The 12,597-nt window shown below is 60.4% G+C and carries 11 protein-coding genes and 2 pseudogenes; 6 read left to right on the plus strand and 7 right to left on the minus strand.

The genetic code is table 11. From position 1 onward, the window contains the following. Positions 1-355: 355 nt before the first annotated feature. Positions 356-957: pseudogene (locus tag AC0L2V_RS29085) on the plus strand (extracellular catalytic domain type 1 short-chain-length polyhydroxyalkanoate depolymerase); the annotation flags it as partial. A 268-nt stretch (positions 958-1,225) separates the two neighbouring features. Next, entirely contained in the window at positions 1,226-2,119 is an 894-nt protein-coding gene (locus AC0L2V_RS29090) for a LysR substrate-binding domain-containing protein (RefSeq protein ID WP_473521856.1), read from the plus strand. On the opposite strand, the gene AC0L2V_RS29095 is transcribed toward AC0L2V_RS29090, so the two are convergent. From AC0L2V_RS29095 to AC0L2V_RS29125, 7 genes and pseudogenes are all read right to left on the minus strand, one after another. Then, positions 2,120-2,617 (minus strand): gluconokinase, encoded by a 498-nt coding sequence (locus AC0L2V_RS29095; RefSeq protein WP_473521857.1) that lies wholly within the window; start codon positions 2,615-2,617, stop codon positions 2,120-2,122. Positions 2,618-2,628: 11 nt separating this feature from the next. Next, positions 2,629-3,909 carry a TRAP transporter large permease gene (locus AC0L2V_RS29100; RefSeq protein WP_473521858.1) on the minus strand — a complete coding sequence of 427 codons (1,281 nt, stop codon included), beginning with the start codon at positions 3,907-3,909 and terminating at the stop codon, positions 2,629-2,631. Next, a complete protein-coding gene (locus tag AC0L2V_RS29105) occupies positions 3,906-4,463 on the minus strand; it encodes a TRAP transporter small permease (RefSeq protein WP_473521859.1) in 558 nt (185 codons plus the stop codon). The genes AC0L2V_RS29100 and AC0L2V_RS29105 overlap by 4 nt, the downstream gene beginning before the upstream one ends. A gap of 60 nt (positions 4,464-4,523) precedes the next feature. After that, positions 4,524-5,520, minus strand: a pseudogene (locus tag AC0L2V_RS29110) (DctP family TRAP transporter solute-binding subunit). A gap of 14 nt (positions 5,521-5,534) precedes the next feature. Then, a complete protein-coding gene (locus AC0L2V_RS29115) occupies positions 5,535-6,440 on the minus strand; it encodes an NAD(P)-dependent oxidoreductase (protein ID WP_473521860.1) in 906 nt (301 codons plus the stop codon). 27 nt (positions 6,441-6,467) lie between these two features. Then, positions 6,468-6,782: a putative quinol monooxygenase gene (locus AC0L2V_RS29120; RefSeq protein WP_473521861.1), complete on the minus strand. Its 315-nt coding sequence runs from the start codon at positions 6,780-6,782 to the stop codon at positions 6,468-6,470. Between the two features lie 20 nt (positions 6,783-6,802). Next, the gene (locus tag AC0L2V_RS29125; protein ID WP_473521862.1) at positions 6,803-8,161 is read right to left on the minus strand and encodes an NAD(P)H-dependent oxidoreductase; all 1,359 of its coding nucleotides are present in this window, start codon (positions 8,159-8,161) and stop codon (positions 6,803-6,805) included. A 715-nt stretch (positions 8,162-8,876) separates the two neighbouring features. Here AC0L2V_RS29125 and AC0L2V_RS29130 point away from each other — a divergent pair. The 4 genes from AC0L2V_RS29130 (at position 8,877) to AC0L2V_RS29145 (ending at position 12,301) form a co-directional block, all read left to right on the plus strand. Continuing rightward, on the plus strand, positions 8,877-10,169 hold the full coding sequence (locus AC0L2V_RS29130; RefSeq protein ID WP_473521863.1) for a glucoamylase family protein: 1,293 nt from the start codon (positions 8,877-8,879) through the stop codon (positions 10,167-10,169). Positions 10,170-10,598: 429 nt separating this feature from the next. Continuing rightward, a complete protein-coding gene (locus AC0L2V_RS29135; RefSeq protein ID WP_473521864.1) occupies positions 10,599-11,264 on the plus strand; it encodes a DUF6088 family protein in 666 nt (221 codons plus the stop codon). A gap of 214 nt (positions 11,265-11,478) precedes the next feature. Continuing rightward, complete coding sequence (locus AC0L2V_RS29140; RefSeq protein ID WP_473521881.1) at positions 11,479-11,892, plus strand: nucleotidyl transferase AbiEii/AbiGii toxin family protein; 414 nt, start codon at positions 11,479-11,481, stop codon at positions 11,890-11,892. 37 nt (positions 11,893-11,929) lie between these two features. After that, positions 11,930-12,301, plus strand: a complete 372-nt coding sequence (locus tag AC0L2V_RS29145) for a nucleotidyl transferase AbiEii/AbiGii toxin family protein (protein WP_473521865.1) — start codon at positions 11,930-11,932, stop codon at positions 12,299-12,301. Positions 12,302-12,597 lie beyond the last annotated feature (296 nt).

Here is a 12,597-nt window from a genome sequence, read left to right on the forward strand (position 1 = left end):
GCTCCGTGCGTGCGGACGAAATGATGCTAGCGTACGAGTGCAGCGAGCTAATGACAGAAATCTGTCACCAGCGGCGGATCGTGCAGTTCGCGGCGTCCCCGCCTCTTTTTGAGGACCAGCTTTGAACACGGAGAAGTTTGACCAGGTTTGACCAGGGAGATTTAAATCGAAGGGGACGGATCGGCTGCAATGCCGCTATCCCTACGCCAGCTCCGTTGGAGCGGGAGGTGACCTGGAGCGCCCCGCAACAATTCAAACTTGTTATTGTGCAGTGCAGCAACGATATTGCTGCAACTGCGTTGTGCGCAGCGTGGCCATCGTAGCGGCCGACCACGAGGAATTAAGGAATTCTGATTTGCGAAAAATCTCCGACACCATCACCCGCCTTGCGGCATTCCGTGCCGGTCAGGGTTTTCAAGCCAACGTCCAAGGCCGCGATCGGTTATCGGATCTGGACGATTTCGGCTCTAATCCGGGCGCCTTGCGGGCGAGGATCCACGTTCCCGACGTTTTGGGTCAAGCGGCGCCTCTTGTCGTCGTGCTGCATGGCTGCACGCAAACCGCGGCCGGTTGCGACCATGGTTCCGGCTGGTCGCAACTGGCCGATCAGGAAGGTTTTGCGCTGCTGTTTCCCGAGCAGCAACGCGCAAACAACGCCAACCTCTGCTTCAACTGGTTCGTGCCCAGCGATACAAAGCGGGCGGAGAGGCACTTTCCATCCGCCAAATGATCGAAACAATGGTCCTGGCCCATGGCCTCGACCGTGGGCGCATCTTTATCACCGGCCTCTCCGCCGGAGGCGCCATGGCATCGGCCATGCTGGCTTGCTACCCGGAGATTTTTGCAAGCGGCGCGATCATCGCCGGCCTGCCTTATGGGAGCGCAAAGACAGTCCCGGAGGCCTTCGACCGCATGCGCGGTCATGGCATGCCCTCGGAACGTCAGAGGAAGAACCGGCGGTACGCGCCATTTCGCGACATTCGGGCGCGTGTCTTAAGGCAACGTTTCACCGGACGTCGAAGCAACATCCGTTACGAGAACCTGACTACGCAGCAGCCGCTGGAGCGGGAGAGATGTGTTAGAGTCCACATTTGCCGGTTCGGGCCGTATACGGCGAGAGGTGGAGGTTGGACGGATTCTTCCGCAGATCATATCGTCCATTCTGAGACTGAAGATAGATATGTCCACAAACTGATCTCGCTTTGCGAGAGATATTCGAGATAGCATGTCGCAAGTTCCGATCCGCTCGATCTGGGTGTTTCACTCAGCTGCCCGCGCCGGTAGCATTTCGCGGGCCGCCGAAGAGCTGAACGTCACACCGTCCGCCGTCACTCAGCAGGTCCAGGCGCTGGAGACTCAACTAGGTGTCACGCTGCTTACCAAGGTCGGTCGTGGCATCCTGCTGACGGAAGCCGGCGAGCGGTTTTTCGCCTCGATCAACGATGGCGCGGAGCAGATTGCGGAGGCAACCAATACGATCCGTGGCTATCGTTCGATCACCGCACTCACCGTGCGCGCGACGCCAACTCTGTCGAACAAATGGCTACTGCCGCGCCTCGGCGCGTTCCTGACTGCAAATCCCGATCTCGAGGTGCGGCTGGATGGCACCAATGAGCCGACCGATTTCAACCGCGAAGCCGTGGATCTGGAAATCAGACACGGCGACGGCAAGTGGCCCGGTCTGTTCGTTGAGGGCCTCATCGAAGAGAGCTTTGTTCCGGTTTGCGCGCCGTCGATCGCCAAGCCCGCCAGTCTCGCGGCACAAGAAGTGCTGCAGTTTCGCCTGATCCACTCGGTCAAGTCTCAGGCACAATGGACCCGATGGCTGGCGCTTGCCGGTGTCGAATCCAATGAGAGGTGGCGGCGCGTTCTGTTCGACCGCAGCCACATGGCGATTGATGCGGCTGCCGGCGGCCTTGGCATAGCTCTGGAGAGCACCTTGATGATGCAGCGCGAGCTATCCGAAGGCAGCCTGATCTGCCCGGTTCGCGACGGACCCGAAATCCATATCGTGACACAGTGGATCGCGTGCCCGCGCGATCATCTTCGCCACAAGAAGGTCCGCGTGTTTCTCGACTGGCTGCGTAGCGAGGCGCGATCCGCAGCGCCCAAATGTTGATCAGCCGAATGCGGCCGCGGCCCTCTCCACGATGCTCTGCGGGCTCCACGCAATCGAAAGCGTCAAAAAGCGCTCGTCGGGCATCGGGAGTTCCAGCGTCGCGAGTTGGCTGGATAGCAATGAGGGTCCAGCGAAATGGTTCTTGCGGCTGCCAAGGCGCTGCAGGATCAGTTCCTCCGATCCATCGAGGAAAGCGAAGCCGACCGGGCCAAGTCGTTCCCGCAGAAAATCGCGATAGCTGCGCTTGAGGGCCGAACAGGCGACGACCGCCGGACGCAAGGGCAGTGCCAGCGCCGCTTCCGCCACCGCAGCCAGCCAAGGCCAACGCATTTCGTCCGTCAACCCATCACCACGTCGCATGCGCTCCACACTCGCCGCGCTATGATAAGTATCAGCCTCGATCCAATCGACGCCGAGACGGTCTGCTAGGCCTCGGGCGATCTCCGTCTTGCCGGTGCCGGACACGCCCATGACGACGATGAAATCGGGTCGCGTCATCGTTGATCGACTCAATATAGGCCGAGCAGGCGGATCGGCCCGGTGGTGAGAACCGGGAACAGCACCAGCCCCAGGATCGCCAGGACCAAGATCGACATCGGTGCGAGCGATCCCTTGATCACATCCTCAATCGACATCTTGGCAACCTGCGCCGCCGCGAAGAGGCAGACACCGACCGGTGGCGTCACCAGCCCCAGCGTCAGCGTAACGACTGTCACGATGAGGAAATGCATCGGATCGACGCCCAATGACACCGCCGGCGGCAGCAGCACCGGGATCAGGATGAACATGGCGGCGATCGCGTCCATGAACATGCCGACCACGATCAGGAACAGGAAGACGAGGATGAGCACCATCGTCGGGCCTGTGCTGATCGCGCCGAGCAGGGTCGCCACCTGTTGCGGTAGGCCGTCATAAGTGAAGACCCAGGCCGCAAGCTTTGCGGTCGCAGCGATGAACAATATCGTTCCGGAGGTGCGCGCTGTGTCGACGATGATGCCCGGAAGCTCCGCTAGCGAAATCGTCCTGTAGAGGATCACCGCCAGGAACAGCGTATAGAGCGCGGCAATGGCTGCCGCCTCGGTGGGCGTGAAATAGCCGTCCACGATACCGACCAGCAAGATGACCGGCGTCAGCATCGGCAGGATCGCATTTACGCCGGTGATTGCGATCTTCCGGAAGTTCATCGGCGACGGCGGATTGTAGCCGTGCCTGACTGCATAGACATGGTTGAACACCATGAAGGCGAAGGCGATGAACAGGCCAGGGATGAGGCCCGCTACCAGCAGCGTTCCGATTGAGACGTTGGCGATCGAACCGGCGATGACGATCAGGATCGACGGCGGAATGATCGACGATAGAGTCGACGTGCAGAGCGTCATGCCGACCGCATATCCGCGTGGAAAACCGTGCCGCTCCATCGCATTTATCTCGATCGACCCGATCGAGGCGATGTCGGCGACGGAAGAGCCCGAAACGCCCCCGAAGATGACGGAAGATACGACATTTACATGGCCCATGCCGCCCGGCATCCAGCCGACGCAGGCCTCGGCAAAATCGAACAACTTCTCGGCGACGCGCCCCCGTTCCATCAGAACGCCGACGAAAATGAAGAGCGGCACCGCCACCAGCAGGAAGGAATTCATCGCGGAGAACATGCTCTGCGAAAGGAGGTCGATCGGCGTGGAGGTGAACACGTAGATCACGGCGACCGACGCAAGGCCGAGCGCCACGGCCAGAGGAACGCCGAGCGCGCTCATTAGTAGAAAAAGGACGAGCAGCGTGATGCTCATGGCCTCTGCTCCGGATCTGGAACTGCGATGTCCGCTTCCACCGCCTGGCCGGGCGGCAGCCCAAGATCGGGAAGCTCGATGTAGCGACGGCGCGTTCGCAGGGATTCGAAGATGGCCAGGATGGCGAGAACGGCGGCGATGGGCATGATCGTTCCGATGAGCCACATCGGAATCACGAGTGTCGCAGCGGTTTCGTTCATCATGTACTGCTGCTTCGCCAGCATCCAACCTGTCCAGGCGGTCAAGGCAAAGAAGAGTACGGACGAAACGACATAGATCGGCACGGACAGCCGGCGCATGAAGTCCGGCATCATGTCGATGAAGACAGTCACGCGCGCCGTTTCGACCGTGCGAAAGCCGGCGGCTAACCCGAGAAAGATCATCCACACAAACAGATAACGCGTCGCTTCCTCGGTCCAGGATACGGGTGTTCCGAGCAGGCGGCTTGCTACCTGCAGCAACACCACGATTATGATGCCGGTCATCGCGATGCCTGCTATGCCGTCCAGCAGGATTCGCAGGATGGCGTCGAAGCGGGTCTGTGGCTTACCCATGGTCTCCTCCCATAAGGGCGGCGAGGGATCGCCTCGCCGCCAAGCCGGTATCAGAGCTTACTACTTTCCGACAAAGGCAACGCTCTTGTCGAAGAAGGCCTGGTCCTTCACCAGACCGGCAAAGACCGGGAACAGCTCCTTCGAAACCGCCACGAAAGCGGCCTGCTGCTCCGGCGTCAGACGGTTGACCTTCATGCCGTGGCCTTCCAGTTCCTTGAGGATCGTCTCGGCCTGCGTTGCATCGTTCTCGGCCTTCCAGGCCTCGGCCTCCTTGGCCGCCTCGGTGACCGCCGCCTTCTCGGCATCGGACAGTGCGTCGAACTTGGCCGGATTAATGCCGAGCACCCAGCCGTCAGCCATGTGGTTGGTGATCGAGACGAAGCTCTGTACCTCATAGAACTTGGCAGCGAGCGGCACGCTTATCGGATTCTCTTGCCCGTCGACGACCTTCAACTGCAGTGCGTTGTACACTTCGGCGAAAGCCATCGGGGTCGGCGCCGCGCCCATTTTTTTGAAGAACTCGACCCAAAGCGGGTTGTTTGGGACGCGGAACTTCAGTCCGGCCAGATCCGCCGGCTTCTCAATCGGCAGCTTGGAGTTGGTCATCTGGCGGAACGGGCGGGTCCACAGGCTCAGGCCCTTGATGCCGATGGTGTTCAGATCGGCAATCAGCTCCTGACCATGCTCGCCGGCGAGATAGGCGCGCAGCTGCTTCTCGTCGTTAAAGAGGTAAGGGATCGAAATGGCCGAGAATTTCGGATTGAAGTTGGCGTAGAGCGAGGTGGCCAACACCAGCATGTCCAGCGATCCGCCCGCAAGCTGCTTGACCGCGCCCGACGGGTCGCCGCCGTAGAGCGTGCCGTTCGGGAAAACCTTGATGGTCCACTTCGCCGTTGGTCTTGGCGGCCACCAGTTCAGCAAACTTGTTGGCAGCGACAGTGATTTCCGCGCCATCCGGGTCGGGCGTGGATAGGGTCAGGGTCGTAGCGGCCTGCGCGGCGGTTGCGACAAGCAGGGCCGCGCCGGCAAGCAGGTTGCAGATTGAGAAAGCGTTCATGATATCCTCCACTCTCAGTTGTTGGGGGCGCTTGCGCCCGGTTGGTTCATCTTCTTCAGCGTCAGAAAGACCGCGCTGTGATCGAGATCGCCGCCGCCTTCATCAACAAGGCGGCGAAACAGGCTGTCCACCTGTTCGGCGATCGGCAGTTGCAGCTCTTGCGCACGCGCCAAGGCCAGCGCGGTGCCTGTATCCTTGACCTGGTATTTTGCAGGACCGCCCGGCACGAAATTGCCTTCGACCATCCTGAGGCCATGCTGACGGAACACGGTCGAATCCGCGAAGCCGCCGAGCAGCGCCTCGCGAACCCGGGCCGGATCGGCGCCGCCACGCTCGGCCAGCAAAAGCGCTTCGGCCACAGCGCAGATGTTCGATGCCACGATCAGCTGATTGGCCAGCTTGGCCAATTGTCCTGAACCGACCGGCCCGACATGCGTGACGCGGCCCATCGGCGCAAAGACCCCATAGAGGCCTTCGACCTGCCCCACCTCGCCGCCCGCCATGATGGCAAGCGTGCCTTCCCGCGCGCCCTTCTCGCCGCCTGACACCGGAGCGTCGATATAGTTGAGGCCGCCTGCGGTAGCCCGTTCCGACTGCCCCCTGGCGGTTTCGACCGGGATCGAACTCATCACGACAAGCGTCGAGCCGCGTCGCATCGCACCGAGAACACCCCCCTCGGAGAGCAACACCTCATCGCAGACAGGCCCAGAGTTCAGCATGCAGATGACGGCATCGGCGTCGATGGCGGCGTCAGCGGCGCTCGCGGCAATCTCGATGCCGTAAGCTGCCAGAGCCACGGCCTTATCGGGCGTTCGATTCCAGGCTTTCACCCGAAACCCGGCCTCTGCCAGACGGCGAGCCATGTGCCCGCCCATAATGCCGGTTCCGACAAAGCCGATACTTGTCAGAGCTTTACCCATCCCTGTGCCTCCCAACACTCGGGCGTCCTACTCGCTCACGAGACTTAAAAAACGGACGATTGTCTCATCGACCTCGAGCGTCTTCATGGAAGCCTGAAAGCGCTTCAAATGCGGCGTGGTGAGATGCACCTCGAAGGCGGCGCGATCGTCATACACCTCGTAGAACACGACTGCATCGTCGGCGCCTTCCGGGCGGACGACATCGAACTGGTGGCACCCGGCCTCGTCCGCAACCGAATGGGACGCATCGTCCAAAGCAGCGTCGAGGAACGCCTCGATCAGCTCGGGCTTCACGCGAAACTCCGGGATCACCACGAAGCGAGGCTTTTGGGTGCGGTCCATCACGCATCCTCCCTCGACCATCAGGCCGCAACGCTGGGGTTGGGACGGAACGTGTCTTCCATCTCGCGCCGCACCTCCAGGACATCCAGGTCGTTGACCAATTCCACATCGTCGAAGCTGACGATCTGGTCCTTCTTGATCGCGCGCTTGAGCTTAACGTTATGCGCGAGTCCGATGGGCAAAGCTCTGTGCGCCAGGCTGCGCGTCGCGGGAATAGCGTGGGCCCAGACGGCGAAGCCGCCCTCGCCGTCGAGCACCTCACCCGGCTGCATGTCCTTCTTGGCGGTGGCCACGGCGTCACCGCGGAATTCTTTCGAGCAGCCGGTCGCCTCGCCGCGCAACACGGCCGAAAGCACACTGACCGAAGTTTCCAGGCCGATGATGTGGAACGGACGCCACATGGACGCATACCATCCCGACGGATCGGTCAGCAGGCCATACTGGTTGAAGCAGGCCTTCGAGTATTCGTTGTGGGCCTTGAAGGTAACGAACACACCATAGCGAATATTGTTGAAGACCTCGCGGCCATCAGGTTCCTGGCTGGCTGCGATGTCGACAAGGCCGCTGCGATCCATGCGGCCGCCATCGGCGGCCGGCCGGAACACCTTGGCGAGGTCGTGCAGCCCGGCAGGTGGGAAAGCGAGACCATTGTCCGGACAATCGAGGCCGGCGCCGTTGGCGACCGCCGCCATCTCGATCGCAGCTTTGGTCCCGTCCGTGAAAGAGTTGTACATTTTCGGGTTGAAGTCGCCCTTGGCGACATATTCTTCCGACCATCCGAAGAACCCCCAGACGGTATCAGGCGTCGAATAACGGTAGCGCGGCTCGAAGTTCATGCCCTTGCCGGCCGCTGTGACTTCGAAGCCGGTGGCGCGAGCCCAATCCACAAGCTCGCAGATCAACGCCGGCTGGTCGCCATAGGCCATCGAATAGACCACGCCCTTTGCCGCGGCCTTTCTTGCCAGGATCGGGCCGACCATGACGTCGGCCTCGACATTGACCATGACAATATGCTTGCCGGCCTCGATCGCGGCTAGCGCGTGTCGCGTGCCGGCGATCGGATGGCCGGTCGCCTCAATGACGCATTCGATATCGTCGCAGGCGAGCAGCGCCGCGACATCATCCGTCACGAAGGTCGTGCCATTCTTGGCGGCGTCAGCGGCGCTGGTGGCGCAATAGCTCTCCTTCGGCCAGCCGACGCGGTCGAGCGACTCGCGCGCCTTTGCAACATTCAGGTCCGCTACGGCGACCATGTGATAGCCGGCAATGCGCTGCGCTTGGGCGAGCACCATCGAACCGAACTTGCCGGCGCCGATAAGGCCAACGCGAACGGGCTTGCCCTTGGCGGCGCTGGCAGCGAGGAGAGAGGAGAGGTTCATTGTCTCGGGTTCCCTGCATGAGGACGATAAGTTTTGTGGGCTGCGTCCAAGTCCCCGTCGATCTCCCGCGTAGACCAGTGACGAACCAATGCTTCGCAACCGTCCGGAAGGTGCTCCCGGACCGCTGAATGTCTGTTGGCGAGAAGATTCCTCCCTCCGGCCGAGGCCTCGCTGCGCAAGGCACTGCGACGAAACGGACTTTATTCTACCAGCTTGTTTAGCTCAATTTAGAAAGATGCACACTTCGTTTAGATGGCCTAACAATACCGCATAGGCCATCGCTCTTCCGATAGGCCGAATAATGCCCAGATCGCCGGATTGTCGGGAAATCAGAGAAAGGATGCGAACCTCTGTCGCTGAGCAGGTGTTTGGCGAGATTCTGAGTACCGTTGGCGGCACGGTCGCAGAAACGGCGCTTGTCATCGCCCCTGCTTTGAGGTGGAAAAAGCGTGCGAATTGAGGACGCGAGGATTTCGGTCTTGAATGATCCTTGGCGGGAAGTGCGATTCGCGAAGCGCGGGCGATCGGAAGCCATCGTAGGCGACCACTAGGGCGAAGGGATTGCCGAAATTGCCGGAAATTGTCCGGTTCATCGCACGCTCGAAGCCGTTGCGAGACGGTCGTGAAACCCAAGGGAAAATACGATATCTTCACTCAGTGAGCGTGATCGCCAAGTCCCTTATCGAGACTGGAATGCCGCGATCCAGGAGGGCGGATGAGTCAGAGTGAGGAAACGTTGGACAAACTCCAACGGGACACGATCGAATATTTCCTAAAAGAGAGCAATCGCGCCAATGGAATGGTCCCTGACAACACGCGCACGGGGTCGCATGCGAGCATTGCCGCGATAGGGTTTGCATTAACGGCCTACACCATCGGCGTCGAGCGCGGCTTTATCACACGCGCCGAAGCTATCGAGCGCACACTCACGACACTTCGATTCTTTAGAGACAGTGAACAGAGCGAGGCGGCGGACGCGACCGGTTACAAGGGCTTCTATTACCACTTTCTATACATGGACACCGGCCGTCGCGCCTGGGTGTCGGAGTTGTCGACGATTGATTCGACATTTCTGCTCGCTGGCATGTTGGCCGCCGCTGCGTACTTTGATGGAGGTGCGCCCGACGAGCGCGAAATACGTTCGCTGGCTGAAGAGCTCTACGCCCGGGCCGATTGGCAGTGGGCGCTTAACGCCGGAGAAACCGTATCGATGAGTTGGAAACCGGAGTACGGGTTTCTGCCGCATCGGTGGGAGGGATATAACGAAGCCCTGATCCTTTACGTGTTGGCACTGGCTTCGCCGGCCCATCCAATTCCAGCCGAGAGCTACAAGGCGCAAACTCGCACTTACTGCTGGAAGAATCTCTATGGCCTGGAGTTTCTCTATGCCGGCCCATTATTCATTCATCAGCTCTCACACATGTGGATCGACTTTCGCGGCATTCAGGACGAATTCATGCGTGAGAAGGGGATTGATTATTTCGAGAACAGCCGCCGTGCAACTTACGCGCAACAGCAATACGCGATCCATAATCCATTGGACTACAAAGGGTACAACGAGCATTGTTGGGGCATTAGCGCGAGTGATGGTCCTGGTCCAACCTGTGTGAAGATCGAGGGCGTTGAGCGTCACTTTTTCGACTACACGGCGCGCGGCATCCCATTTGGTCCGGACGATGGCACCATCGCGCCCTGGGCCGCGATTGCATCGCTACCTTTCGCCCCCGAGATTGTCTTGCCAGCGTTGCGGCACTTTAATGAGGTATACCCCGAAGTGACCAGTGAGTATGGCTTCAAGTGCAGCTTTAACCCAACCTTCGAATCAGGGCATCAAAGCGAGCCGGGTTGGATCTCAAAAGGTTATTACGGACTCGATCAAGGACCGATCGTGTTGATGATCGAGAACCACCGCACGGGATTTCTTTGGGAGTTGATGAAGAAATGCCCGCTCATTGTCGAGGGTCTGCGCAAGGCAGGATTCACTGGGGGTTGGCTGAAATTCTCGTAGCTGTGTGCCAAGGGATTTGACTGACCGCGTGTCCAGTGACCGCGAGGCTGTGCGATTTGGGATAGTGTCCTGAAGGTTCTGCAAAAAGCTCTGAAGAGAGGCCGGCGCTGGCTCTGAAGCGAGTGGCGGCCATGGCACGCTGGTGACGGTGCGATCACCCCGGCGATCCATTTCGCTAAGACCTTAGCCCGTATTGTCGGTAGCTGGCTAAATTTATTGCCGAAGGCCTGACGCTTCACGGACTCAACCGGAATGATGTCGTACCCCTGCGGAAGGAGGCGTTCGATGCTCGGGCCTTATCCTTCAATGCGAAAATGGGAGAATGGGAATTCCATTTTTGGAGTTTTGGGCGCCACCGAGTGTCCGAAAATGTAGCATATTTCGGACTCATACCTTGCCTTTGTCCGAAACTTGTAGCATATTTCGGACATGCCCATCGTTGAGGTTGATACCGATCTTCGCTCGCGCCTGCTTGCCCGCATTGAGTCCAAACCCGACGAGGTCTGGACCCCCGGCGACTTCGCCGATCTCGGCGCGCGCGCCGCCGTGGACAAAACCCTGCAGCGCCTGTCAGCCGCCGGGGAGCTGCGCCGGATCGACCGAGGCCTCTATGACCGGCCGCGCACGAACAACCTGACTGGCCGCGCCACCGTGCCGGACTATCGCGCTGTGATCCGCGCCGTCACGCGCCGCGATCGGGCGCGCGCCGTCATCGATGGTATGACGGCCGCCAACGACCTCGGCCTCACGACCGCCGTCCCCGCCCGAATAGAAGTCGTGGTCGATGCGCGGTTGAAGCCAATCAAGCTCGGCACGCAGGAAATCCACTTCAAATACGCTGCCCCTAGCCGCCTCTATTGGGCGGATCGGCCGGGGATGCGGGTCGTCCAAGCCTTGCATTGGATGCAAGACATGCTGAGTCAGAAGGGCGAACGGAAGCGTATCCAGGCGACGTTGCGCCGCCTGTTTGCCGACCCCAATCACGGCGAGGCCATTCGCGAGGATCTGCGCGCCGGTCTCTCCGCCGTGCCGATCTGGATGCAGGAGTTCCTCCGCGAAATCCTGAGGGCGGACCCGCACGAGGCGAAGCCATGAGTACCGATGCTTACCGCCAGATCATCGCGGCATCCCCACGTGACCGGCTCGACCTGTTCCTCAACACGGCCAATCGGATCGGAGCTCCGGTGGGCAATGTCGAAAAGGACTTCTGGGTCTGCTGGACGCTCAATTCGCTCTACCAAGAAAGGCCTGCGGGGGAGCCACGGCTGCTGTTCAAGGGCGGACGTCGCTATCAAAAGGCTATGGCCTCATCCAGCGTTTTTCCGAGGACATCGACGTTACCGTGTTCCGCGACGATCTCGACGAGGCTGCCTCCGTCGAAGAGCTTGAGGGACTGTCGAACAAGAAGCGCCGCGCCAAGCTCGACGCCATCCGGGACGCCTGCCGTGCGTATATCACAGGCCCGCTGCGAGACTTCCTCACCGCTCAACTTGCCGACATTACGAACGGCGCCGGACGGGTGGAGCTCGACGAAGCCGATGCCGATGGTCAGACCCTGCTGCTCTGGTATCCCGAGGTCGAGCCGCGTGATAGCGCCTATGTGCGACCGGCCATACGCCTCGAGTCCGGGGCGAAATCGGCGCTCGATCCCAATCGCCCATCACAATCACGCCCTATGTCGCGGGGGAAGCGGCAGGCATTGATCTCACCGTCGCCGACGTGACCACGATCGAGGCGACCCGCACCTTTGGGACAAGGTGGTGATCGCCCATGGATTGCGCCGCTGGCACGAGCGGCGCGGCGAACTGCGACAGGAAGGCCAGCGGGTGTCTCGGCACTATTATGACCTGCACTGTCTTCTCGGATCCGAGACCGGAAAGGTCGCGCTCGGCGATCTCAACCTTGGCGCCGATTGTGTGCGGCACGCACGAATGTTTTTCGACCGTCCCGACTATGACCTCGCCTCAGCAGTCTCGGGCAGCTTCGCGATCGCGCCCGCTCCAAAGATGGTGGACGCGCTCACGCGCGACTATGCCAATACGGCGGCCATGATCTTCGGCACTCCGCCGAGTTTCGATGACATTCTGGAATCAGCACGGCAGATTGAGCAGGACATCAACACCCATTCCTAGTCGCCCGGCCACGTCGCCGGGGCATCATCAAGGCGTTGTCGAGCAAATGGTCTGCTACTTCAAACCCGAGGACATCGAAAAACTTCACGCTGGCCGAGAGGACATGCATCGGCAGGCAGTTCGCTGAACTGCGGGATCGCTTTCTTGGTCGCAAGTATCAGACCGAGCGTGGCCACGATTTCGCATATCATGGGTTCTCGCGGCGCCTCGGTACCATGGTCAGGGCTGTTGACATCGTGTTCGAGAAGCTCCCCCCAGAGCTGGACGAAATCCCCGAGAGGGACACGGTCGTCGAC

It is taken from the genome of Mesorhizobium sp. WSM4814 (assembly GCF_055811595.1).

Bases quoted from the DNA above. Each gene is read 5' to 3' on its own strand.
- AC0L2V_RS29120 (WP_473521861.1), bottom strand. From the start codon at position 6,782: ATGGACCGCACCCAAAAGCCTCGCTTCGTGGTGATCCCGGAGTTTCGC.
- AC0L2V_RS29130 (WP_473521863.1), top strand. From the start codon at position 8,877: ATGAGTCAGAGTGAGGAAACGTTGGACAAACTCCAACGGGACACGATC.
- AC0L2V_RS29125 (WP_473521862.1), bottom strand. From the start codon at position 8,161: ATGAACCTCTCCTCTCTCCTCGCTGCCAGCGCCGCCAAGGGCAAGCCC.
- AC0L2V_RS29095 (WP_473521857.1), bottom strand. From the start codon at position 2,617: ATGACGCGACCCGATTTCATCGTCGTCATGGGCGTGTCCGGCACCGGC.
- AC0L2V_RS29115 (WP_473521860.1), bottom strand. From the start codon at position 6,440: ATGGGTAAAGCTCTGACAAGTATCGGCTTTGTCGGAACCGGCATTATG.
- AC0L2V_RS29105 (WP_473521859.1), bottom strand. From the start codon at position 4,463: ATGGGTAAGCCACAGACCCGCTTCGACGCCATCCTGCGAATCCTGCTG.
- AC0L2V_RS29135 (WP_473521864.1), top strand. From the start codon at position 10,599: ATGCCCATCGTTGAGGTTGATACCGATCTTCGCTCGCGCCTGCTTGCC.
- AC0L2V_RS29090 (WP_473521856.1), top strand. From the start codon at position 1,226: ATGTCGCAAGTTCCGATCCGCTCGATCTGGGTGTTTCACTCAGCTGCC.
- AC0L2V_RS29100 (WP_473521858.1), bottom strand. From the start codon at position 3,909: ATGAGCATCACGCTGCTCGTCCTTTTTCTACTAATGAGCGCGCTCGGC.